Origin of the sequence: Duganella sp. LjRoot269 (genome assembly GCF_964254095.1) — a bacterium.
In the GTDB taxonomy this organism is placed as follows: Bacteria; Pseudomonadota; Gammaproteobacteria; order Burkholderiales; family Burkholderiaceae_D; genus Rugamonas; species Rugamonas hordei.
On sequence record NZ_CAXUSL020000001.1, the window covers coordinates 6,640,814 to 6,664,357 of the forward strand.

Here is a 23,544-nt window from a genome sequence, read left to right on the forward strand (position 1 = left end):
CCTATCATGACTCAGACCTCCCTGATTTGCGGCTCGATCGCAATCGACACCATCCTGCAATTCCCGGGCCGCTTCGACAGCATCCTGCTGGCCGACCAGCTGCACAAGGTTAACGTCTCGTTCCTGGCGCCGACCATGCGCACCGAATTCGGCGGCTGCGCGCCGAACATCGCCTACAACCTGCAGATGCTGGGCGGCGATCCGCGCATCGTCGGCGTCATGGGCCAGGACAACGCGGCCTACATGGAGCGCTTCCGCAAGCTGGGCCTGGCCACCGACAACATCCTGATCAAGCCGGAAGCGTACAACGCGCAGTGCTTCGTCACCGCCGACGAGGACAACAACCAGATCAACGCCTTCCACCCGGGCGCCATGTCATACGCGCACGAGAACGACATCGCCAAGGCGGGTCCGGCGCGCCTCGCCATCATCTCGCCGGACGGCCACCTGGGCATGAAGAAGCACGCCGCCGACCTGGCCAGGCTGCAGATCCCGTTCATCTTCGATCCGGGCCAGCAGCTGCCGATGTTTAACGGCGAAGAGCTGATCGAGTTTATCGACAAGGCCACCTACGTCACCACCAACGACTATGAAATCGAACTACTGATGGACCGCACCGGCCTGACCGTACCGGACATCGCCGGCCGCCTGGAAGCGCTGATCGTCACGCGCGGCGAGAATGGTTCGGAGATTTACACCGGCGGCCAGCGCATCGAGATCCCGGCCGTGCCGGTGGCCGAGGCGATCGACCCGACCGGCTGCGGCGACGCGTACCGCGCCGGCCTGCTGTTCGGCATCACCAACGGCTGGAAGTGGGAAACCACCGGCCGCCTGGCCAGCCTGCTGGGCGCGATCAAGATCGCCAGCAAGGGCGCGCAGAACCACAAGCTGACGGCCGCCGAGATCGCGGACAAGTTCGAAGCCGCCTTCGGCTACCGCTACTAAACGGCGCGGCGCATAAAAAAAGGGCAGACCGTCGGTCTGCCCTTTTTCTTTGGCCAACGCGGTTTCAGCGGCTGAACAGCATGCCCAGCAGGATCTGGGCGATCTGCAGCAGGATCAGCGCCACCAGCAGCGACAGGTCCAGGTTGCCGACCAGCGGCACCATGCGGCGGATCGGCTTCAGCAGCGGTTCGTTGAGCGCGCGCACGAACGGCGCCAGCGGCGCGTGCGGATTGACCCAGCTGAAGATCGCCTCGATCACCAGCAAGGCCATGAAGCCGTACAAAATCCACTGCAGGAAGCGTTGCAGGGCCACCAGCAGCACCGCCTGGGTGGTCCAGCCGGCCAGGAACAGCACCGAGGTGGCCAGCAGCACGATCAGGAAGGCGCCGATCAGGCTGGCCCAATCATAGCCGCCCACACCGGGCACGATGCGGCGCAAGGGGCGCACCAGCCAGTCCGATAATTGAAAAGTGAATTGGGCCACCGACGCCGGCGGGCGGACGCGGATCGCCTGCATCCAGAAGCGCAACAGCAAGGCCCCGCCCAACAGGGTGGCGATGGCGTCGACAATCAACATGACAATACTAAGCACGGGGTCCCTCCAATAAAAAAGCCGCTGTGTGATTGTCTCACACAGCGGCCGGTTGCCTCAGCAGGCACCCAAGCTATTTACCAGCTCAGGAAGGACGCGTGCTGGTTGGGAACGGCCATGCTGCGGCCGGTGCCAACACGGTTTTTGCTGCGGGCGCGGCGGCCGGAGCTGGAGCGGCTGGCTTGGCGACAGCTTCCTTCTTCGGTGCAGCCGGCTTTTTCGGCGCAGCTTTTTTCGCGGCAGGCTTGGCAGCAGGAGCGGCGGCTGCCACTGCTGGTGCTGCAGCTGGCGCGGCCGGTTTGGCGGCTACCGGTTTGGCGGCTGCTTTCTTGGCGGCTGGTTTGGCGGCAGCTGGCTTAGCTGCCTTAACCGGCTTTTTTGCTGCTGGCTTAGCCGCTGCCTTTGCAGCCGGTTTGGCTGCTGCTTTTACTGCTGGTTTTTTGGCGACAGCTTTTTTAGCTGCTGGCTTGGCTGCTGGCTTGGCTGCGGCTTTTTTCGCTGCTGGCTTGGCGGCTGCTTTTTTGGCTGCTGGCTTGGCTGCGGCTTTTTTAGCTGCTGGCTTGGCTGCTGCTTTGGCGACGACTTTTTTCGCTGCTGGTTTAGCGGCTACTTTTTTAGCTGCTGGCTTGGCGGCTGCTTTTTTAGCTGCTGGCTTGGCTGCTGCCTTGGCGACGACTTTTTTCGCTGCTGGTTTAGCGGCTACTTTTTTCGCTGCTGGCTTGGCGGCTGCTTTTTTAGCTGCTGGCTTGGCTGCTGCCTTGGCGACGACTTTCTTCGCTGCTGGCTTGGCGGCTGCTTTTTTCACAGCTGGTTTGGCTGCTGGTTTGGCTGCGGCTTTTTTCACTGCTGGCTTGGCAGCGGCTTTTTTCGCGGCTGGTTTCGCTGCTGGTTTAGCGGCAGCTTTCGCTGCTGGCTTGGCGGCGGCTTTCGCTGCTACCGGCTTTTTCGCTGGGGCGGCGGCTTTAGCGGCCGGCTTTTTTGCTGCTGGTTTCTTTGCGGCAGTTGCCATTTTTAGTTCTCCTTCATCGGGGATGGGAAAAATTCATAACAAGATTTAAACCCGTCCGGCCCGGAATTAGGCCAGGCGAATTATTCATCGGCACAAACGGACTACGGTTTGCGCTAATGAATTCGGCACCGGCTGAACTGCTGCCCCTCCTCACGAGTGCAGCACTGCAGCCATCGACCTGGTCGCCGTCCGTGGCCGGCGCGGCGCTCAGGTACAAATCTTGTTGCGACGTTTTGCGGGTGGTCGGGCGTGTACTCAGCTCCATGGACCTACGTCGCAGCCACATCACGGTTTTCGTTTTCAAAGAAAAAACCGCCCAGCCTGAACCTAATCAGGCGAGACGGCTATTCAAAAACGGTGGTGGTCTTGTGCATATCTGTGTGAATCTGTATCCCGTATCGCGATCATTTTGCGTGGCGCGCGCTTTCAAAAACCAGCACATTTACAAACACGCATTTTCAATCTCGTAAAGTACACGAAAACCTTGTCGGTGCGCAACCAGCACGATAGATATTCGCGCGCTTTTTTTCGACTTAAGCTCGCCAATTCACATACGCGCGCCGATTCGGACAGCTCGCTCGCGTCGTCGCGGCGCGATGTGCGCGCTCAATCGAGTTCGAAAAGGCGCTCACCGCGCCGCGCGAAAAAGGATCGCTTCAAAGCGCGCCTTGTGCCGCCTGGGCTTCTGCGATGCCGGCATCGCCGACGAAAAATCCGCACCGCCCGCTTCCGAATTCGAGAGCGCTTGCGCATCGCGTGCGCGCCGTCTCTGCTCACTGTTTTTTATTTCGTCGCGATTATGAGACAGAGTGCGGCGAATGGCAAGCAGAATACAGCGGTGCGCCTTACTCGTCGGCGTCTTCGCCGCGTCGGCGCAGCACCCATTCGTTCATGTCGTTGGCGAAGCGCTTCATCAAACGCGCCAGATCGCGACGCTCGGCGTTGGTCCAATCGGCCATCAGTTCGCCGACCAGCTGCTCGCGCATGCGGTCGATGGCGTCCGCCATCTCGCGGCCCAGCTCCGTCACCTCGGCTTCGCGCACGCGCTTGTCGCGGGCGCCGGAGCGGCGCACCACCAGACCCAGTTCGTCGAGTCGCGCCACTTGCCGGCTCACCGTGGTGTAGTCGCGGCCGACCAGGTCGGCCAGCTCCACCACGCCGATCGGACCGCGCCGGTCGATGCGCACCAGCAGCGGCAGCAGCGCGCGCTCAAGCGGCATCGACATGTCGGCCATCAGTGCGACGTCGGGCTCGGGACGGCTCATGAAGCCGATGATGTCGAGCAGCGCGTCATGCATATCGCGGATATCTTTATTCATATGTGCATTATACACATAGTTCTTGACACGATCTTCAGCCCGGAATAATATGTGCAAAATACACACATACAGGAGTTCATCATGCGAACCATCCACACCGACGTTCTCATTTGCGGCGCCGGCGCCGCCGGCCTGACGCTAGCCATCGAGCTGGCGCGGCGCCACGTCGACTTCCTGCTGATCGATAAAACGACGACGCCGTTCGGCGGCTCGCGCGGCAAGGGCATACAGCCGCGCACCCTGGAAATCTTCGAGGCGATGGGCGTGGCCGACCGCATGGTGGCGGCCGGCGGGCGCTATCCGGCGCAGCGCAAGTACCGCGCCGACAGCGGCTACGACGACGTGGCGTCGGTAGAGGCGGCGGCGCCAAGCGCCGCCGAACCGTACGGCGAACCGCTGATGCTGCCGCAGCATCTGACCGAAGGGATACTGCGCGAGCGGCTGATGGAACTGGGCCACGCGCCGCGCTACGGTCATGCGCTGGCCGACTTCGAGCAGGATGAGCAAGCTGGCGTCAGCGCCCGGGTGGCGACGCCGGACGGCGACGTGACGGTGCGGGCGCGCTACCTGATCGGCGCCGACGGCGGCCGCAGCTTCGTGCGCAAGGCGCTGGGCATAGACTTTCCCGGCGAGTCGATGAACGCCCGCGCGGTGGTGGCCGACCTGTCGCTGAGCGGATTGAAGGACGATGTCTGGCACCGCTGGAACGGCGGCGGCGCGCAGCAGATCAGTTTGTGCCCGCTGCGCGGCACGCCGCTGTTCCAGTTGCAGATGCCGATCCCGCTCGAAGGCGAATTCGATTTGTCGGATGCCGGCATCGCCGCCGCCATCGCCGCGCGCACCGGGCGCGCGGACATCGTGGTGCATGCCGTGCACTGGCGCTCGGACTATGCGATGAGCTCCCGCCTGGCCGAACGCTACCGGGTCGGCCGCGTGTTCATCGCCGGCGACGCCGCGCACGTGCATCCGCCGACCGGCGGCCAGGGATTGAACACCAGCGTGCAGGATGCCTGGAACCTGGGATGGAAGCTGGCGGCGGTGCTCGGCGGCGCGCCGGATGCGCTGCTCGACACTTATGAGGCGGAGCGGCGCGAGGTGGCCGCCGGCATGCTGGGACTGGCCAGCAAGCTGTTGGACGCGGCGCGTTTGCGCGGCGACCTGCGGCGCGGCCGGGAGACACAGCAGCTGGACCTGGGCTATCCGCTGTCCGCGCTGACGCTCGACGAGCGGGCGCACGATGCGTCGAACAGCGCCGTGCTGCGCGCCGGCGACCGCGCACCGGATGCGCCATGCCGCGGCGCGGCGGGACAGCCCGTGCGTTTGTTTACGCTATCGGGTGGCGGCGGCTGGTTGCTGCTGCGCTATGAGGCGAGCGGGCCGTCGGCGATCGCCGGGCGCCCCGGCCTGCGCATCGTCGACATCGGCGTCCGCGGCGAGCTGCGCGACGACGACGGCTATCTGCGCGATGCATACGGCTTCCAGCCGGGCGACATCGCGCTGATCCGGCCGGACGGCTACGTCGGCGTGCTGACCGGCGACGAGCACGGCGCGGCGCTGGCCAACTATATAAAGTGGCTGGGGTAAGGAAGCTCCCTGCTCGACAGTGGATTGACGGCCATGCGACAATCGCCGCCAAGTCCACCGGGAAGCTAGCGACAAATTGAAGACCATCCATCAGGCGGTACTGCGCAGTCAACGCTTCTACGCCCAACGCGGTCCACTCATCTTCATCCTGGCGTTTGTCGCCGCCAGCCTGATCGCATCGTTCGCGATAGGCGCGATCTGCGACCTGTTGTCGCTGCCCGGACGTACCGACATGGACAAGTTCGGCCCCGGCGAGCTGCTGTTCGTCGGCCTGATCTTTGCACCACTTACGGAGACCTTGTTCCTGCAGATGCTGCCGGTCGGGATTGTGCGTCGCTTCTTCCGCGCCGGCGACGGCTATTCATTTCTCGCCGCGTCGATTCCGTTCGCGCTGCTGCACGCCGGCGCCGGCCTGTCGACGCTCCTGGCGGCCGGCATTCCCTGCGGCGTTTTTCTGGGGCTGGCCTATGTCAGCCTGCTGGACCAGGGCAAGGGACGCGCCTTCCTGATCGTTATGATCATCCACGCGCTGCACAACCTGCCGTCCTGCCTTTTGATGATCGCGGAATCTTGAGAGAGCACCTCAGTCATTGAGAGCCTCAATTCGACTTTTCACCTCCCACCAAAACTTCCCGTCGCGCCAAACGCTCCCTCGCTTCAACAAGTGCGGTATGCAGCTTGCGCTCCAATTCTGCTTTTGGTGGCAACTCAGTCCAATACTCGGCTACGGCGATGCCGTCTTTATGCGTTTGCAACAATTCTATTTGCTCGCGACAGGATTCGGCGCACAAGATCAAACCGATGGGTGCTTCTTCGCCAGACTGGCGCTCATGCTTGTCCAGCCATCTAAGGTACAGTTCCATCTGCCCTTTGTGCGACGCCTTGAAACGTCCAAGTTTTAATTCAATGGCGACTAAGCGGCGCAGACGGCGATGAAAAAATAGCAGATCGAGATGAAAATCCTCGCCATCTATGACCATGCGCTTTTTTCTCTCCACAAAAGCGAACCCGCGTCCCAGTTCCAAGATAAAAGCTTGCAGCTGCAGAAGAATCGCAGCTTCCAAATCGGCCTCGTCGTAGCCCTGGCTTAGCCCCAGGAAGTCCAGAAAGTACGGATCTTTAAAGATAGCGGAAGATATAACCTCGCCGGATACTGGCGGCATGGGTGTATCGGCGAGTTCGCTGCGCTCAAAGCCTTTGCGTTCAATCTGCCGTCGCAGTTCGCGCACGCTCCAGCACTCCACGACACATTGCTGCGCGTAGTACCAGCGGGCAGCTTCCACCTTCACCGGCAACAGTTGCAAGAAATGTGTCCAGCTCAATTGTCGCATCAGCGATGCGACAATTTCCACATCGGGAAAAGCTTGTACAAATTGCACCATACGGCGCAGGTTTTTGACCTCAAAACCTCGACCAAATTCCCTCGCCAGTTTTTCTCCCAGACCTTGCATAAGTTGGGCGCCGTAGCGCGCACGTTCTCCCGACAGCAGGTCGGTGGATAGGCGGCGCCCTACTGTCCAATATAGTCGACTTAGCTCAGCGTTAACGGTGGAAGACAAACGCTGCCGGCTGGAAGCGATGAGAGCACGTAATTCTGCGTGCAGAGACTCCAGGTTATTTTCCAGGTCATTTGTTGGCGTCGGATCGGACTTACTCATTAAGTTCTCCCTGGTTACGAAACCTGAGCTCACTCTTACTCGTATTCCCGCGCAGGATATTGACCTGCAATAGCAAAAAGCCTCGCAGTGCGAGGCTTTTTGTTTGACGCTCTATAACTTACAAGCTTAATCCCAGTTCAGCGCGCCGCCGGTCTGGTATTCGATGACGCGGGTCTCGAAGAAGTTGCGTTCCTTCTTCAGGTCGATCATCTCGCTCATCCATGGGAACGGGTTCTCTTCCTGCTCGAACAGCGTCTCCAGGCCGATCTGCGTGGCGCGGCGGTTGGCGATGAAGCGCAGGTAGCCCTTGAACATGGTCGCGTTCAGGCCCAGCACGCCGCGCGGCATGGTGTCTTCGGCATAGGCGTACTCCAGGTCCACCGCCTTGAGGAACAGCTGCTTGATCTCTTCCTTGAAGGCCGGGGTCCACAGCAGCGGGTTTTCCATCTTGATGGTGTTGATCAGATCGATGCCGAAGTTGCAATGCATCGACTCGTCGCGCAGGATGTACTGGTACTGCTCGGCCGCGCCCATCATCTTGTTCTGGCGGCCCAGCGCCAGGATCTGGGTGAAGCCGACATAGAAGAACAGGCCTTCCATCAGGCAGGCGAACACGATCAGGGACTTCAGCAGCTTCTGGTCGTTTTCCACGGTGCCGGTGGTGAAGGCCGGGTCGGTCAGCGTGTTGATGAACGGGATCAGGAACTCGTCCTTGTCGCGGATCGACTTGACTTCGTTGTAGGCGTTGAAGATCTCCGCCTCGTCCAGGCCCAGCGACTCGACGATGTACTGGTAGGCGTGGGTGTGGATCGCCTCTTCGAAGGCCTGGCGCAGCAGGTACTGGCGGCACTCGGGGGCGGTGATGTGGCGGTAGGTGCCCAGCACGATGTTGTTGGCGGCCAGCGAGTCGGCGGTGACGAAGAAGCCGAGGTTGCGCTTGACCAGGCGGCGCTCGTCCTCGGTCAGGCCGTTCGGGTTCTTCCACAGCTCGATGTCGCGCTGCATGTTCACTTCCTGCGGCATCCAGTGGTTGGCGCAGCCGGCCAGGTATTTGTCCCAGGCCCATTTGTACTTGAACGGCACCAGCTGGTTGACGTCGGTCTTGCCGTTGATGATGCGTTTGTCGTCCGCGTTGACGCGCAGCGCGACCTGCTCGGCGCTGCCTTCGGTGGCGGCCAGAGCGGCTTGATTGACAACTTGCGATGCGGCCGGTGCGGCCTCTTCGTCCCAGGACAGCGACATGGTGGTTTCCTTCTGAATTCGGTGTCAAAAGAACCGCCCGGACGGGCCGGGACGGTTCACTCTATATATTAGTACGTTTTATCAGTACATTCGTCGCCAGCTTACTGGCAGGCTTCGCATTCCTCGAAACCGTCGTCGCCCGGACGCAGGTAGCAGGCCGCGCCGTCGGCTTCGGCTTGCGCCACCGACGATGCCGATGCCGCCGAGCCGGCCATGGCCGCCGCGGCAGGACCTGCCGCCGCCATGGCGCTGGCCGACATGCCGCCGTCCACGGACACCGCGTTCAGCGCGCCGGTCTTGGTGGTCGACTTCTCCATGTGGGTGGCGGCGATGGTGCGCAGGTAGTAGGTGGTCTTCAGGCCGCGCAGCCATGCCAGCTTGTAGGTCTCGTCCAGCTTCTTGCCCGAGGCGCCGGCCATGTAGATGTTCAGCGACTGCGCCTGGTCGATCCACTTCTGGCGGCGCGAGGCGGCTTCCACCAGCCAGGTCGGCGAGACTTCGAACGCGGTTGCATAAATGTCACGCAGGTCTTGCGGGATGCGGTCGATCTTGGCCAGCGAGCCGTCGAAGTACTTCAGGTCGGAGATCATCACCTCGTCCCACAGGTCGCGCGCCTTCAGGTCGCGCACCAGGTAGGCGTTGATCTCGGTGAACTCGCCCGACAGGTTGGACTTCACGTACAGGTTCTGGAAGGTCGGCTCGATGCAGGCCGACACGCCGATGATGTTCGAAATGGTCGCGGTCGGAGCAATCGCCACGCAGTTCGAGTTGCGCATGCCGAACTGCTTGATGCGGTTGCGCACCGGGGTCCAGTCCATGGCGGCCGAGGTGTCCTGCTCCAGGTAGCCGCCGCGTTCGTCGGCCAGCAGCTTGATCGAGTCCTGCGGCAGGATGCCACGGTCCCACAGCGAGCCCTTGTACGACTGATAGTGGCCGCGTTCCTCGGCCAGCTCGGTCGAGGCCAGGTAGGCGTAGTAGCACACCGCTTCCATCGAGGTGTCGGCAAACGACACGGCGGCGTCCGACGAGAACGGCACGCGCATCATGTGCAGGCAGTCCTGGAAGCCCATCACGCCCAGGCCGACCGGACGGTGGCGCATGTTGGCGTTGCGGGCCTTGTCGACGGCGTAGTAGTTGATGTCGATGACGTTGTCGAGCATGCGCATCGCGGTGCGGATGGTCTTCTGCAGCTTGACGTGATCGAGCTTGCCTTCCTTCATGTGGGCCGGCATGTTGACCGAGCCCAGGTTGCAGACGGCGATTTCGTCAGGGCCGGTGTTGAGCGTGATCTCGGTGCACAGGTTCGAGCTGTGGACCATGCCCACGTGCGACTGCGGCGAGCGGATGTTGCATGGGTCCTTGAAGGTGATCCATGGGTGGCCGGTTTCAAACAGCATCGACAGCATCTTGCGCCACAGGTCCAGCGCGGCGATCTTCTTGAACACGCGGATTTCGCCGGCGGCGGCCTTGGCTTCGTAGCCCAGGTAGGCTTTCTCGAAGGCCTTGCCGACCAGGTCGTGCAGGTCCGGGCAGTCGGACGGCGAGAACAGGGTCCACTCGCCTTTTTCCATCACGCGCTTCATGAACATGTCCGGAATCCAGTTGGCGGTGTTCATGTCGTGGGTGCGGCGGCGGTCGTCGCCGGTGTTCTTGCGCAGGTCGAGGAATTCCTCGATGTCCATGTGCCAGGTTTCCAGGTAGGCGCACACCGCGCCCTTGCGCTTGCCGCCCTGGTTGACCGCGACGGCGGTGTCGTTGACCACCTTGAGGAACGGCACCACGCCCTGCGATTTGCCGTTGGTGCCCTTGATGTGGGCGCCCAGCGCGCGCACCGGGGTCCAGTCGTTGCCCAGGCCGCCGGCGAACTTGGCCAGCAGCGCGTTTTCCTTGATCGCGTCGTAGATGCCTTCGAGGTCGTCCGACACGGTGGTCAGGTAGCACGACGACAGCTGCGAGCGCAGGGTGCCGGAGTTGAACAGGGTCGGCGTCGACGACATGAAGTCGAAGGTCGACAGCAGGTTGTAGAACTCGATGGCGCGCGCTTCACGGTCCGATTCGTTCAGCGCCAGGCCCATGGCCACGCGCATGTAGAAGGCCTGCGGCATTTCGATACGGATGTCGCGCACGTGCAGGAAGTAGCGGTCGTACAGGGTTTGCAGGCCGATGTAGCCGAACTGCAGGTCGCGGTCGGCGACCAGCGCCTTGGCCAGGCGGGCCAGGTCGAACTCGGCCAGCTTGGCGTCCAGCAGTTCTTCCTTGATGCCCTTGGCGATGTATTGCGGGAAGTAGGTCACGTATTCGGCCGCGGCCGCGCCCTGCGCGACTTCCTTGCCGAAGACTTCCTTGCGGATCGTGTGCAGCAGGATGCGGGCCGTCACCTGCGAGTAGGCCGGGTCTTTTTCCATCAGCGCGCGGGCGGCCAGGATGGCGGACTTGTGCAGCTCTTCGACCGGCACGCCGTCGTACAGGTTCTTGACCGTCTCGGCCAGGATGGCGTCGGCGTCGACGTGTTTTTCCAGGCCTATGCAGGCGGCGTTGATCAGGCTCGAGACGCGGTTCATGTCGAGCAGCTTGCGCTCGCCGTTTTCCACCACGTGGATCTGCGGCGCGTCGATCGCGGCGGCGGCGCCTTGCGCCTCCTTGGCGGCGCGGCGCTCTTCCATGTGCTTGGCGCGGTACAGCACGTAGGCGCGGGCGACGTCGTGTTCGCCGGAGCGCATCAGCGCCAGCTCGACCTGGTCCTGCACGTCTTCGATGTGGAAGGTGCCGCCCGATGGCTGGCGGCGCACCAGCGCGGTGACCACGCTGGAGGTCAGCTGTTCTACCAATTCGCGGATGCGGGCCGAGGCGGCACCCTGGCCGCCGTTGACGGCCAGGAAGGCCTTGGTCACGGCAATCGCGATTTTCGACGGTTCAAACGCGACGACCGCGCCGTTACGGCGGATGATGCGGTAGTCACCGAGGTCGCTGGCGGCCGTGATCGGGCTGCTGGCGGTACTCGCAGCGGCTGCTGGTACCAGCGCTGGATTGATGGTGATGTCTTGAGTAGATTGCATTTAAGCTCCCCGATAACAGCGTGCAGTCAGTGCTGCGCGACGTATGTTGTGTAAAAAAATGCCATAAAAGGGTGTGTAACCGGCCCGGCAGGCTTGTCATCCCCACAAGATTCAGTGTCTCGGCAATACGAGAATAACTACTAGATCTAGTGATTGATCAGAACCTATCCACTGATTGTAGTGGTCACACCGTAGCACGGCAAGTGAGAAATTTTGATATTTCCAGCAATTTTGCTCTTGACATTAAAGAAGCCCAATGGGGAAGCCAAGTTCAGCGCTAGCGCCTACTAACATTGCCTCTTTCCTAAGCAGCTTTTGATAGTATTCCCAGTCGAACATGGGCCCCGGATCGGTTTTGCGGCCCGGCGCGATGTGTTCGTGCCCCCGCACCTCGGCCAGCGGGTAGCGCGTCTGCAGCGCCACCGTCAGCCCGGCCAGCGCCCGGTACTGGGCCGCCTCGAACGGCGTGTCGTCGGTGCCTTCGAGCTCGACGCCGATCGAAAAATCGTTGCACCGCTCCCTTCCGCGGAACGCCGAGCGGCCCGCGTGCCAGGCCCGCTCGCCGGCGGCGACGTACTGCAGCACGCGGCCGTCGCGGCGGATGAGGAAGTGGCTCGACACTTTCAGCCCGCGCAGGTCGGCGAACGAGGGGTCGGCATTATAGTCGATCCGTCCGCTGAACAGGTCGGACACGTGCGGGCCGCCGTAGCGGCCGGCCGGCAGCGAGATGTTGTGGATCACCAGCAGCGTGATGTCGTCCGGGTCGGGGCGGGCGTCGCGGTGCGGGCTGTCGTAGCGGCGGGCGGCGGGCCACCAGCCGTCGGCGCCGACCGGCGGCAGCGGCGCGGCGAGCGGCGATAAAACGCTCACGCCTCCGGCTCCTGGATGTTCAGCTTCTGCATCTGGTAGCGCAGCTGGCGGAAGCTGATGCCCAGCAGATGGGCGGCCTGGGTGCGGTTGAACTGCGTCTGCGCCAGCGCGCGCAGGATGATGTCGCGCTCGATCTGGTTCAGGTAGTCGGGCAGGCTGCTGGGCAGCGCGTCCAGGTGCGGCAGCGGCGGCGGGGCCGGAGCGGCCGGGGCGCCATCACCGGCGGCCCCGCCCTCGGGCGGCGGCGCGGGCGTCGGCGGCAGGCCGAGCGCCGCCGCTTCGCTGGCGGCGAAGTCCGGCGAAGGATACAGCGGCGACGGCAGCGGCACCACCGCCTCCACCATGCGCGCGCCCTTGAGCGCCAGGTCGGCCACCTCGATCACGCCATCGTTGGCGAAGGCCAGCGCCCGCTCCAGGATGTTTTCCAGCTCGCGCACATTGCCGGGGAAGGAATAGCCGCGCAGCGCGTCCAGCACGCCCGGCCCCAGGTGCACCTTGTGCTCGAAAGTGCCCAGCCGTTCCAGGATGGCGGCGGTCAGCACGCGCAGGTCGTCGAGTCGTTCGCGCAGCGGCGGCAGGCTCAGTTCAATCACGTTCAGGCGGTAGAACAGGTCCTGGCGGAAGCTGCCCTGCTCCACGCACTGCGCCAGGTTCTTGTGGGTCGCGCTGATGATGCGCACGTCGACCGGCTCTTCCGAGGTGGCGCCGATCTTGCGCACGCGCCGCTCCTGGATCGCCCGCAGCAGCTTGACCTGCATCGCCAGCGGCAGGTCGGCCACCTCGTCGAGCATCAGGGTGCCGCCGTTGGCCGCCTGGAAGAAGCCGTCGCGCTCATCGGCCGCGCCGGTGAAGGCGCCCTTGCGGTAGCCGAAGAACTCGGCCTCCATCAGCGCTTCCGGAATCGCGCCGCAGTTGACGGCGATGAAGGGCTTGCCCGCGCGCGAACTTTGCGCATGGATCTCGCGCGCCGCCAGCTCCTTGCCGCTGCCCGATTCGCCGTTGATGGCGATCGGCGCCATCGAGCGCGCCAGCCGGGCGATCTGCGCCCGCAGCGCCTGGATCACGGCCGAATCGCCCTTCAGCCGGCCGCCCGCCGGCTCGGCGGCCGGCGCCTCACCGTCGGCCGCGGCCGGCCCGGCGCTCAGGCGCAGCGCCGATTGCACCATCACCCGCAGCTGGTCCAGCGCCACCGGCTTGGAGATGTAGTCGAACGCGCCGGCCTTGAGCGCGACCACCGCGTTGTCGGCGCTGCCGAAGGCCGTCACCACCGCGATCGGCGTGTTCTTGTAGGCGGCGCTGACTTCGCGCACCAGTTCGAGCCCCAGGCCGTCGGGCAGGCGCATGTCGGTCAGCACCAGCTGGTATTCGCGCTCCGGCGTGGCCAGCAGCGCGCGCGCCTGCGCCAGCGTTTCGGCGCTGTCGACGTCCAGCCCCATTTTCAGCAGGGTCAGTTCCAGCAGTTCGCGCAGGTCCGCCTCATCGTCGACGACCAGCACGCGCGGGGCGCGTTGGGAACCTCTAGCACTCATGGAACAGCCTTTCCTTGCTTCTGCGCCGGGTGGGCGAAGGTGATCACAAATCGGCCGCTGGAGCGGGGAGCGCCATCCGGACTGTCGTTGGCGTCGAAACGGTATTCATAATCCAGCCTGGCCTCGTTATTCAAACACAATTCGCGCGCCAGATACAGCCCCAGTCCCGTGCCCTTGCTGGAGGTGGTGTAAAACGGCTCGAACAGGTGGGCCCGCACTTCGGGCGAGATGCCGGGGCCGTCGTCCTGCACGTGCAGCTCCATCAGCGCCATCCGGCGCGCGCGGTCGCTGACCAGGTCCACGCGGATCGAGCGCGGGCCGCCGCTGGCGTAGCGCACCGCGTTGTTGAGCAGGTTGAGCACCACCTCGCGCAGATGCAGCGCGTCGAAGCGCACCAGCGTGCCGGCCGGCACCGACACGGCGACGATGTCCGGCGGCAGGCCGTGGGTCTCGACGAACTCCGTCTTCAGCTCGGCCAGGAACACGTCCAGCGCCAGCGGCTCGCTGTGCGGCTGCACCTTGCGCGACAGCTGCAGGATGTCCTCCACCATGCGGTTGACCCGCGCCACGTTGTCGCCGACGATCTTCAGCAGGCGCAGGTGGACGGCGCTGTCGAGGTCCTCGCCCAGCAGCGACGTCGCGTGGCCGATGGCCGACAGCGGATTGCGCACCTCGTGCGCGATGCTGGCGGTCAGCCGCCCCATCGACGCCAGCTTGAGCTGCTGCGCCTGATTTTCGATGCCCGTCACGTCCTGCAGGAAGATCACGCTGCGCTCGGTGTCCATGCCGGCCGTGTCGGCCGCCGCGAAGCGCACCTTCAGGTGGGCCGACAGGTCGCGCCGCGCGCTCCAGGCGGCGGTGACGTCCTGCAGCGCGGCCTCGGTGTAGGGCTTGATGGTGACGAAGGCGGTGCTGCGCGCGGCGTCGGCGCGCCATTCGGCATAGGCCTGGGCCAGCGGCGCCAGCGCGGCGGCGGCCGACAGGCGGAAGCGCAGCTCCGGCCCGCCCATGCCCAGCATCTGCGCCGCCGCCGGATTGCCGGCCAACACCTGGCCGTCCGGGTCGACCACCAGGATGCCGTCGCCGATGTTGGCCATCACCAGCCGGTTGACCGCCTGCTGCACGTTGATCTCGACGCCGCGCCGGTTGGCCAGCTCTTCCTGGCCGATCAGCCTGGCGGCCATGCGGTTGACCACCAGCACGGTGGCGAAGAAGGCGGCGCCGTACAGGCCCGCCTGCAGGATCGCGTGGTCGCCCTCCATCATGAAGATTTGCCAGATGCTCTCGGCCAGCAGGAACAGCGCCACCAGCGCCGCGCAGAACAGCGACAGCAGCAGCGGCGCCAGGATGGCCGAGCCGGCCAGCGGGAACAAATACAGGATGGCCAGCCCGCTGCGCGCGCCGCCGCCGGCGATGTACAGCAGCGAAATGACGGTCAGGTCGCAGGCGATCTGCGACAGCAGCTGCAGCAGGAAGCGGCGCTGCCAGTAGACGGCGCTCAGCGCGAAGAACACCGACAGACCCAGGTACACCAGGCAGATCTGCAGGTACAGATAGGGGCCGGAGGCGCGCAGGCCGTGGCTGTCAAAGCTCAGGTAGACCAGCAGCACCAGCGCGATCACCACGCGGGTGGCGCCCAGCGTCTGCAGCGAGCGCCAGAAGGTCGCGCGCGACTCGGCCGACAACGCCGACAGCGCTTGCAGGCGCGCGATCACGCCAGAGGCCTAGGCGGCCGGCAGCGTGGCGTGGGCCGCGCTGCAGTAGTCGCGCCCGCGCGCCTGCACGGTCTCGGATGCGGGATAGAAAATGCCGCAGTGCGCGCATTGCAGCATGGTTTCCGCGTCGGCCGCCTGGGCGGCGCGGGCCGGACGGCCCGGTTGCGGCGGCGGCTGCGGGCCGGCAGCCGGCGGCTGGCGGAACTGCTGTTCGTGGCGCTTCTGCGCCTGGCGGATCTTGCTGCGCACGGCGAAGATCACCAGGAACGCCAATGCCAGCCAAAAGATAATACGGCTCATGCCCAACCCTTATGCAAAACCACTTCAAACACAAAACGGCTGCCGACGTAGGCCAGCAGCAAGGTGGCGAAGCCGGCCAGCGTGAAGCTGAGCGCGGTCTTGCCGCGCCAGCCGCGCAAGCGGCGCCCCGCCAGCAGCGCGGCAAACAGCAGCCACGACATCAGCGTAAACACCGATTTGTGGTCCCACTTGAGCGCCTGGCCGAACAGCTGTTCGGAGAACACGATACCCGACAACACGGTCAGGCTCAACAGCGCGAAGCCGAAGCCTATCATGCGGAACAACAGCTTCTCCATCGTCAGCAGCGCCGGCAGCTGGTCCAGCGCGCCGGACAAGAAGGTCTTGCGGTCGGTGCCGGCGTGCAGGCGTTTTTCCTGCAGCGACATCAGCACCGCGTGGAAGGCGGCGATGGTCAAGGTGCTGTAGGCCAGCGTGGCGATGGCGATATGCCAGCCGAACAGCGGCGACTTGCCTTCCAGCGGAATCACGTTGCCGGGGAAGCCGGCCTGCAGCGCGGCCGCCAGCGCGGCGTTCGGCATCACCAGGCGGCGCAGGCCGTCCAGGCTGAAGTTCCGGTTCTCGATCCAGTAGGCGGCCACCGACACCCACAGCGCCGACGACAACATGGCGGCGAAGCCGATGCGGATGGTGCCGGCGCCGCCGGCCACCTCGGACCACAGGCCGGCGCCGTGCAGCAGCCAGGCGGCCGCCGTCACGGCGGAAATCAGCCCGCCGCGGCGCGACGGCAGCGCGGCGCAGAAGAGATACAGCGCGACGGCTGCGAGGAATAAATAGGTCTGCATGTGCCGCAGTTTACACCATCGCTCAGTCGACGGCTGCCATGCGCAGCTCGTCGTGGTGATGGCGCTGCTGTTCCTCCATCACCAGCTGGCCCAGTTCGCGTTTCAGCGCGTTGAACTCGGCGGCCGCCGGGTCGCGCAGGCGCGGCAGGTCCACCATCAGGTCGCGCTTGACGGTGCCGGGACGGTAGGTCATGACGACGATGCGGTCGGCCAGGTAGATCGCCTCCTCGATGCTGTGGGTGACGAAGATGATGGTCTTCTTCAGCTCGGCCCAGATGCGCAGCAGCTCGTCCTGCAGGTTGCGGCGCGTCAGCGCGTCAAGCGCGCCGAACGGCTCGTCCATCAGCATGATCGGCGAATCGAGCGCCAGCACGCGGGCGATGGCGACGCGCTGGCGCATGCCGCCGGACAAGTCTTTCGGGTAGCGGTTGCGGAAGTCGGTCAGCGACAGCATGGCCAGCAGCTTGTCGACCACGGCGCTGATCTGCGCCTTCGGCATGCCCTTGATCTCCAGGCCGAAGGCGACGTTGTCGGCCACCGTCATCCACGGGAACAGCGCATATTCCTGGAACACCATGCCGCGTTCGGGGCCGGGGCCGGTCACCAGCTGGCCGTCGGCGGTGATGCTGCCCGACGACGGCAGCGCGAAGCCGGCCACCGCGTTGAGCAGGGTCGACTTGCCGCAGCCCGAAGGCCCCAGCAGGCAGACAAACTGGCCCTGCGGGATGTCGAGGTCGATGTCCTTGAGCGCGACCAGTTCGCGCTCGGCGGTCTGGAATACCTTGCTGACCTGCGAGATGACGATGTGGGCTGCGCTCATGTCAGTTCTCCAAACCACGGTGCCAACGCAACAGGTAGTTGTTCAGCTTGTTGACGCCGGTGTCGATGGCCAGGCCGATCAGGCCGATGGTGATCATGCCGGCCATGATCTTGTCCGACCAGAAGTACTCGCGCGCCTCGAGGATGCGGAAGCCCAGGCCGTTGTTGACGGCGATCATCTCGGACACGATGACGACGATGAAGGCGGTGCCGATGCCGATGCGCACGCCGGACAATATATATGGTACGGCGGCCGGCAGGATCACCCGCACGAACAGGGTGCTGCCGGTCGCGCCCAGGTTGCGCGCGGCGCGCAGGTAGATGCCGTCGACCTGGCGCACGCCGGCGATGGTGTTCATCAGCACCGGGAAGAAGGCGCCCAGCACGATCAGGAAGATGGCCGGCGCGTTGCCCAGCCCGAACCACAGGATGGACAGCGGGATGTAGGCGATCGGCGGGATCGGCCGCAGCAGCTGCATCAGCGGATTGAACCAGGCGTAGACGCGCGGCCGCGCGCCCATCAGCAAGCCCAGCGGCAGCGCCAGCGCGGCGCCGATGGCGAAGCCGACCACCACACGGTACAGGCTGCCGAGCGAATCGACGATCAACTCGCCCGACACGGCCCACGCCAGCCAGCTGCCCTGGGCCGCGTCGTAGGGCTGGATCGGCAGCAAATAGGCGATCCAGCGTTCCAGCACCGCCAGCGGCGACGGCAACATCTGCGGGTTGGCCCAGCCCATCACGGCCACGACCTGCCAGACGGCGATCACCAGCGCCGGCACGATCAGGCCGACGCCGGCCTCCCTCCAGCGCGAACCAGCCGAGGCGCCGGCCATTACTTCACGCCCAGGCTTTTCTTGGCCGCGTCCAGCAGGTCGGTCTTGACCCACTCCTTGGCGGCGGGCGGCTTGGCCATGCGGCCGACGCCGGTCTTGAACATGACGTCGGTGGTGATCTGGATGTGTTCAGGCGTGATGTCGTAGGAATACGGCGAATTGCCGATCGCGTCGTCGAAGTCGTCCTTGGTGATCTGGCCCTTGAACACCGTCTCGCGCACGTATTTCTCGGCCACGGCCGGATTGTCGATGAAGGTCTTGGTGGCCTCGACGAAGCAGCGCATGAACTTCTCGGCCAGCGGACGGCGCTCCTTGTAGAACTTCTCGGTCATCACCATGGTGCGGATCGGCTCGCCGATCGGGGTGTTGTACGGCTTCAGGATCTCGGTGCCGTAGCCCTTGTTGATCGCCTGCGACGACTGCGGCTCGGAATTCATCATGGCGTCGATGTTCTTGCCCAGCATGGCCTGGTTCAGGTCGGCGTACGCCAGGTAGATCAGCTGCACGTCCTTGCCCGGCTGGTCGGCAAAGCTCAGGCCGGCCTGCTGCAGCTCGGCCAGCAGCAGCACTTCCTGGATGCCGCCGCGGGTGACGCCGACCTTCTTGCCCTTCAGGTCGGCGAGCGTCTTGAGCTTGAGATCGGCGCGTCCGACCAGCCGCGCGCCGCCCTTGGCGAAGCCGGCCACGACAAAGATGGGCGCGCCGCTGGCGCGGCCGGAGATGGCCGCCTCCGACGCCGTGGTGCCGACGTCGAGCTCGCCGGCGATGATGCCCTGCATGACGTCCAGCCCCTTGGCGAACACCCGCTCCTCGACCTTGATGCCGCACTTGGGCGCGATCTCCTTGATGTACGAGACGGCGCCGTAGTGCGCGAACTTCAGGTTGCCCAGACGTACCACCTCCTGGGCCTGGGCGCCGGCGGCCATGAGCAATGCCGCCGCAGTCATTATCTTGCCGAACGTTTTCAGTTTCATGCAGTCTCTCTCCTTGACGAATGTCGGCCGACGGCCACCATTGCTATTGTGCACCGATCATATCAAGCAGCTCCATGAAAAACAGCAAAAACTTATCACTGCGCCGGTCGTTGGTGACATTGTGTGTATATGAACGGCACCCGGATGATGGACAATTCGCCTGCAATTATATTTAATATTGTTTTTATACAAACAGGAGCACCATGTCCGTCACGAACCTCCCTGCCGCCGCACGTGGCGCCCTCCGCGCGCTGGCGCTGGCGCTGGCGCTGGCAACGATGCTGGCCGCTTGCGGCGGCGGTGGTGGCAGCGCCGGCGGCCCGGCCGCGCCGGCGGCGCAGACCATCACGCTGAGCAAATCCGGCAATGGCGAACTGCTGCCCGGCGCCGCCGCCGTCAGCCTGACCGCCACGCCCGACGTCGCCGGCACCGTCCGCTGGAGCGTCGATGCCGGCCCCGGCACGCTGTCGGCCGCCAGCGGCGCGACGGTCAGCTACACGCCGCCGGCCGCCGCCGTCAGCGCGCCGACCAGCGTGGTCATCACCGCCAAGGCCGGCAACGCCAGCCAGAGCACGACGCTGACGCTGTATCCCGACCCGGGCGCGCCCGGCGTGTGGCTGGTGGCCGGCGACGTCTATCACGACGGGCTGTCTGCCGCCCCCTTCACCATCATCGAGAAGGACGGCCAGGGCGCCGCCGCCATATTTGGGCGCCCGCGCGTGCTGGCTGCCGACAATAGCGGCAACTTGTACGTGATCGACTATGCCGCCGGGTTCTATGACACGCACTCGTCCGGAACGATCGAGCTGATACTGCGCAAGGTTACCCCGGCGGGCGACGTCACCACGCTGGCGCACGACACCTCCGAGGCAGCCCAGCCCAACAGCATGGTGGTCGACAAGGCCGGCAACATCTACATCGCCAGCCAGAAGCTCGACGACACCCGGAGTCCGCGCGCGCTAGGCGGCGACATCCGCAAGGTCACGCCGGGCGGCGCCGTCAGCGTGCTTGCCGGTAGCATCACCAGCGTCGGCGTGCGCGACGGCAGCGGCGCGGCGGCCAGCTTCGTCGGCGCGTCGCTGGCCGGCATCGACGCCGATGGCAACCTGTATGTCAACGACCGCGACGCCAGCTTCAACCATCAGCTCACCCTGCGCAAGGTCACGCCGCAGGGCGTGGTGACGACGATCGCCAGCCTGCCCACCGGCCTCGCCCAGGCACCCGACGGCTATACCTATGCGGCCGATTCTTCACAGGCCCTGCTGTACCGCACCGCTGCCGACGGCACCCGCAGCACGCTGGCCGGCGTGGCCGGCCAGCAGGGCACGGTGCTCGGCACGCTGCCCGGCGGTTTGCAGTATCCGATGTCGGCGGTGCGCACCGGACCGGCCAGCGTGGCCGTGATCTCGGGCAGCGGCATCGTCAAGGTGGTGCTGCCGCACTAGTCCTTCAGGTATTTGTCGTAGATGGCGCGGTAGCGGCCGCTCTTGTGCAGATGGGCCAGGCCGGCGTTGAAGTCGTCGCGGATGGCGGCGTCGCGGAACACGGGACGGTAGTCGTTTGGATCGGCCTGGATGACGCTGTGCTCGTCCACCGCCGGCATCACGAAGCCGGGCTTGCTGCGGGCGTAGTAGCGGAACACGCTGCGGTCGCTCAGCACCACCTCGTAGCGGCCCAGCGCCAGCAACTGCGGCTGCACTTCCTGGTGGTTGTTCTCGACGTAGTCGTTGCGCGACAGCCCGGCCAGCCACACCGGATAGCGGTTGGCCGCGCCGACAAACGACATCACGCTGCGGCCGACCAGGTCCTGCGGCTTGCGGATCACCAGCCGGCGGCTCTTGAGCGTATAAAACACATTGTCGTACACCACCGGCGGCGCGCCGTAGTAGCCGCCGTGCGGCGTCATGTCCTCGCCGACGTCCATCATGATGGCGTCGACCTGGCGCGCCTTGAAGCTGGGCGGGATGCGCCCCATCGGCAAATAGCGCGCCTGCAGCGCGTGGCCGCGCCAGGCCAGCGCCTCGCGCACGATCTCGACTTCGATGCCGGCATCCTCGCGCACTAATATATAAGGCGGCAGGTTGTCGCCGAAGGCCATGCTGACGGTGGCGGCGCCGGCCTGCGCGGCGATCGCCGACGCCAGGGCCAGCGCCGCCGGCCGTAATAATCTGCTTGCTGGGTTCATCCGGCGATGATAGCAGGCTTGCCGGCCGCCGCCACGCCGGCCGCCGCCCCGATGGGGTAAAATGGCGGCCACTGTTCATTCCGGGTCCATCATGCTAGACAATCTTACCCAACGCCTTGCCAAGGTCGTTAAAACCATGCGCGGCGAGGCCCGCCTGACCGAAGCCAACACCGCCGAGATGCTGCGCGAAGTGCGGCTGGCGCTGCTCGAGGCCGACGTCGCCCTGCCGGCCGTGCGCGAATTCATCGCCAAGGTCAAGGACAAGGCCCTGGGCGAGGAAGTGATCTCGTCGCTGACGCCGGGCCAGGCGCTGGTCGGCGTGGTGCAGCGCGAGCTGGCCGCGCTGATGGGCGCCGACCTCGGGCCGGAAGCGTCGCAGCTGAGCTTTGCCCAGCAGCCGCCGGCGATCATCCTGATGGCCGGCCTGCAGGGTGTCGGCAAGACCACCACCGTCGGCAAGCTGGCCAAGTACCTGAAGGAAGAAAAGAAGAAGAAGGTGCTGACCGTGTCGGCCGACGTCTACCGTCCGGCCGCGATCGCCCAGCTGCAATCGGTGACCGCCCAGGTCGGCGCCGACTTCTTCCCGTCCACCGCGCAGGACAAGCCGGTCGACATCGCGCTGGCCGCGCTGGACTGGGCCAGGAAGCACTACCACGACGTGCTGATCATCGACACCGCCGGCCGCCTCGGCATCGACGAAGCGATGATGCAGGAAATCGCCGCCGTCCACGCCGCCGTGAAACCGATCGAAACGCTGTTCGTGGTCGACGCCATGCTGGGCCAGGACGCCATCAACACCGCCAAGGCCTTCAACGACGCGCTGCCGCTGACCGGCATCGTGCTCACCAAGCTGGACGGCGATTCGCGCGGCGGCGCCGCGCTGTCGGTGCGCCACGTCACCGGCAAGCCGATCAAGTTTGCCGGCGTGTCGGAAAAGCTCGACGGGCTGGAAGCGTTCGACCCGGCGCGCATGGCCAGCCGCGTGCTGGGCATGGGCGACATCATGGCGCTGGTGGAAGAGGCGCGCAAGGGCGTCGACAGCAAGGCCGCGGCCGAGCTGGCCGCCAAGGTCAAGTCGGGCGGCAAGTTCGACATGAACGACTTCAAGGCGCAGCTGGGCCAGATGAAGAAAATGGGCGGCATGGCCAGCCTGGTCGACAAGCTGCCGGCCCAGTTCCAGCAAGCCGCCGGCGGCGCCAACATGGACCAGGCCGACAAGCAGGTGCGGCGCATGGTCGGCATCATCGACTCGATGACGCCGCAGGAACGGGCCAAGCCCGAGCTGATCAAGGCCACCCGCAAGCGCCGCATCGCGGCCGGCGCCGGCGTCCAGGTGCAGGAAGTGAACCGCATGCTGACCCAGTTCGAGCAGATGCAGACGATGATGAAAAAGCTCTCCGGCGGCGGCATGATGAAGATGATGCGCTCGATGAAGGGCATGATGCCGGGCATGCGCTAAGACGGGGAAAAGCCCCGGTTTACGCCCTGTGAAGGTGCGCTAGCCCGGGAAACCCCGTGTTTACGTGGTGTTTCCGGGAAAAAACGCGAAAAACACTTGCATAAGCCTTAAATCACCACCAATATTAGCCGGTGCGATCAATTGCGCAATTTTCCATGTGTTCGTTAAGGAGGCTCGAAGATGGCAACAGCCAAAAAAACCCCAGCAGCACCAGCTAAGAAGGCCGCAGCCGCGAAACCAGCAGCCGCGAAAAAAGCAGCACCCGCAAAAGCAGCAGCCAAACCAGCAGTGAAAAAAGCGGCAGCTCCGGCCGCAGCGCGCAAACCGAACGCCGCCTTCATGAAAGCGATGACGCCGTCGGCAACGCTGGCCGCCGTGGTCGGCGCCACCCCGCTGCCGCGCACCGAAGTGACCAAGAAAGTCTGGGATTACATCAAGAAGCTCGACCTGCAAGATCCGGCCAACCGCCGCATGATCAACGCCGACGACAAGCTGAAAGCTGTATTCGGCGGCAAAGCCCAAGTGTCCATGTTCGAAATGACCAAGCTCATTTCCGACCACCTGAAATAAGCGCAGCGGCCAGTACAGCCGCGCCGGGATGCCTCAATCGCTCACGCGCTTGAGGCATTTTTTAATCCGGGGTCAGATC

General features: G+C 64.7%; 21 protein-coding genes. 6 read left to right on the forward strand and 15 right to left on the reverse strand.

Going from position 1 to position 23,544, the window contains the following annotated elements:
* Positions 1–6 precede the first annotated feature (6 nt).
* Entirely contained in the window at positions 7–945 is a 939-nt protein-coding gene (locus tag ACSQ3S_RS29670) for a carbohydrate kinase family protein (RefSeq protein WP_176652468.1), read from the forward strand.
* Between the two features lie 64 nt (positions 946–1,009).
* Here ACSQ3S_RS29670 and ACSQ3S_RS29675 read toward each other — a convergent pair whose 3' ends face one another.
* From ACSQ3S_RS29675 to ACSQ3S_RS29685, 3 genes are all read right to left on the reverse strand, one after another.
* A complete protein-coding gene (locus ACSQ3S_RS29675; protein WP_436145095.1) occupies positions 1,010–1,522 on the reverse strand; it encodes a YggT family protein in 513 nt (170 codons plus the stop codon).
* A 100-nt stretch (positions 1,523–1,622) separates the two neighbouring features.
* Positions 1,623–2,546 carry a transcriptional regulator gene (locus ACSQ3S_RS29680; protein WP_436144620.1) on the reverse strand — a complete coding sequence of 308 codons (924 nt, stop codon included), beginning with the start codon at positions 2,544–2,546 and terminating at the stop codon, positions 1,623–1,625.
* An 845-nt stretch (positions 2,547–3,391) separates the two neighbouring features.
* The gene (locus tag ACSQ3S_RS29685; RefSeq protein WP_353400926.1) at positions 3,392–3,865 is read right to left on the reverse strand and encodes a MarR family winged helix-turn-helix transcriptional regulator; all 474 of its coding nucleotides are present in this window, start codon (positions 3,863–3,865) and stop codon (positions 3,392–3,394) included.
* An 81-nt stretch (positions 3,866–3,946) separates the two neighbouring features.
* Between ACSQ3S_RS29685 and ACSQ3S_RS29690 the strand changes: the two genes are divergently transcribed.
* Both ACSQ3S_RS29690 and ACSQ3S_RS29695 read left to right on the forward strand, forming a co-directional pair.
* Positions 3,947–5,449 (forward strand): FAD-dependent monooxygenase, encoded by a 1,503-nt coding sequence (locus ACSQ3S_RS29690; protein ID WP_436144621.1) that lies wholly within the window; start codon positions 3,947–3,949, stop codon positions 5,447–5,449.
* A 76-nt stretch (positions 5,450–5,525) separates the two neighbouring features.
* Entirely contained in the window at positions 5,526–6,023 is a 498-nt protein-coding gene (locus tag ACSQ3S_RS29695; RefSeq protein WP_176652464.1) for a CPBP family glutamic-type intramembrane protease, read from the forward strand.
* A gap of 25 nt (positions 6,024–6,048) precedes the next feature.
* On the opposite strand, the gene ACSQ3S_RS29700 is transcribed toward ACSQ3S_RS29695, so the two are convergent.
* The 11 genes from ACSQ3S_RS29700 to ACSQ3S_RS29750 all read right to left on the reverse strand — a co-directional run bounded on the left by ACSQ3S_RS29700 (position 6,049) and on the right by ACSQ3S_RS29750 (position 19,251).
* The gene (locus ACSQ3S_RS29700; protein WP_176652463.1) at positions 6,049–7,107 is read right to left on the reverse strand and encodes a PDDEXK nuclease domain-containing protein; all 1,059 of its coding nucleotides are present in this window, start codon (positions 7,105–7,107) and stop codon (positions 6,049–6,051) included.
* Positions 7,108–7,233: 126 nt separating this feature from the next.
* Complete coding sequence (locus ACSQ3S_RS29705; protein WP_176652462.1) at positions 7,234–8,349, reverse strand: ribonucleotide-diphosphate reductase subunit beta; 1,116 nt, start codon at positions 8,347–8,349, stop codon at positions 7,234–7,236.
* A gap of 101 nt (positions 8,350–8,450) precedes the next feature.
* Positions 8,451–11,405: a ribonucleoside-diphosphate reductase subunit alpha gene (locus ACSQ3S_RS29710; RefSeq protein ID WP_353400933.1), complete on the reverse strand. Its 2,955-nt coding sequence runs from the start codon at positions 11,403–11,405 to the stop codon at positions 8,451–8,453.
* Between the two features lie 243 nt (positions 11,406–11,648).
* Entirely contained in the window at positions 11,649–12,275 is a 627-nt protein-coding gene (gene ampD / locus ACSQ3S_RS29715; protein ID WP_436144622.1) for a 1,6-anhydro-N-acetylmuramyl-L-alanine amidase AmpD, read from the reverse strand.
* Entirely contained in the window at positions 12,272–13,804 is a 1,533-nt protein-coding gene (locus ACSQ3S_RS29720) for a sigma-54-dependent transcriptional regulator (protein ID WP_436144623.1), read from the reverse strand. The genes ampD and ACSQ3S_RS29720 overlap by 4 nt, the downstream gene beginning before the upstream one ends.
* The gene (locus ACSQ3S_RS29725; RefSeq protein ID WP_176652459.1) at positions 13,801–15,519 is read right to left on the reverse strand and encodes a sensor histidine kinase; all 1,719 of its coding nucleotides are present in this window, start codon (positions 15,517–15,519) and stop codon (positions 13,801–13,803) included. The genes ACSQ3S_RS29720 and ACSQ3S_RS29725 overlap by 4 nt, the downstream gene beginning before the upstream one ends.
* Before the next feature lie 9 nt (positions 15,520–15,528).
* Positions 15,529–15,819: a PP0621 family protein gene (locus ACSQ3S_RS29730; protein ID WP_353400939.1), complete on the reverse strand. Its 291-nt coding sequence runs from the start codon at positions 15,817–15,819 to the stop codon at positions 15,529–15,531.
* Positions 15,816–16,622 (reverse strand): cytochrome C assembly family protein, encoded by an 807-nt coding sequence (locus ACSQ3S_RS29735; RefSeq protein ID WP_353400941.1) that lies wholly within the window; start codon positions 16,620–16,622, stop codon positions 15,816–15,818. The genes ACSQ3S_RS29730 and ACSQ3S_RS29735 overlap by 4 nt, the downstream gene beginning before the upstream one ends.
* A gap of 22 nt (positions 16,623–16,644) precedes the next feature.
* Positions 16,645–17,442: an ABC transporter ATP-binding protein gene (locus ACSQ3S_RS29740; protein WP_176652456.1), complete on the reverse strand. Its 798-nt coding sequence runs from the start codon at positions 17,440–17,442 to the stop codon at positions 16,645–16,647.
* A 1-nt stretch (position 17,443) separates the two neighbouring features.
* Complete coding sequence (locus ACSQ3S_RS29745; RefSeq protein ID WP_436144624.1) at positions 17,444–18,277, reverse strand: ABC transporter permease; 834 nt, start codon at positions 18,275–18,277, stop codon at positions 17,444–17,446.
* A complete protein-coding gene (locus tag ACSQ3S_RS29750; protein WP_413448902.1) occupies positions 18,277–19,251 on the reverse strand; it encodes an ABC transporter substrate-binding protein in 975 nt (324 codons plus the stop codon). Before ACSQ3S_RS29750 ends, ACSQ3S_RS29745 begins: the two co-directional genes overlap by 1 nt.
* 203 nt (positions 19,252–19,454) lie before the next feature.
* Here ACSQ3S_RS29750 and ACSQ3S_RS29755 point away from each other — a divergent pair, with 203 nt between their 5' ends.
* Positions 19,455–20,696 (forward strand): hypothetical protein, encoded by a 1,242-nt coding sequence (locus ACSQ3S_RS29755; RefSeq protein WP_436144625.1) that lies wholly within the window; start codon positions 19,455–19,457, stop codon positions 20,694–20,696.
* Here ACSQ3S_RS29755 and ACSQ3S_RS29760 read toward each other — a convergent pair.
* On the reverse strand, positions 20,693–21,436 hold the full coding sequence (locus tag ACSQ3S_RS29760) for a substrate-binding periplasmic protein (protein ID WP_436144626.1): 744 nt from the start codon (positions 21,434–21,436) through the stop codon (positions 20,693–20,695). The genes ACSQ3S_RS29755 and ACSQ3S_RS29760 overlap by 4 nt on opposite strands.
* 91 nt (positions 21,437–21,527) lie before the next feature.
* On the opposite strand from ACSQ3S_RS29760, the gene ffh reads away from it, so the two are divergent.
* The gene (ffh, locus tag ACSQ3S_RS29765) at positions 21,528–22,895 is read left to right on the forward strand and encodes a signal recognition particle protein (RefSeq protein ID WP_176652451.1); all 1,368 of its coding nucleotides are present in this window, start codon (positions 21,528–21,530) and stop codon (positions 22,893–22,895) included.
* Between the two features lie 180 nt (positions 22,896–23,075).
* Entirely contained in the window at positions 23,076–23,465 is a 390-nt protein-coding gene (locus ACSQ3S_RS29770) for an SWIB/MDM2 domain-containing protein (RefSeq protein WP_176652450.1), read from the forward strand.
* Positions 23,466–23,544: the final 79 nt, after the last annotated feature.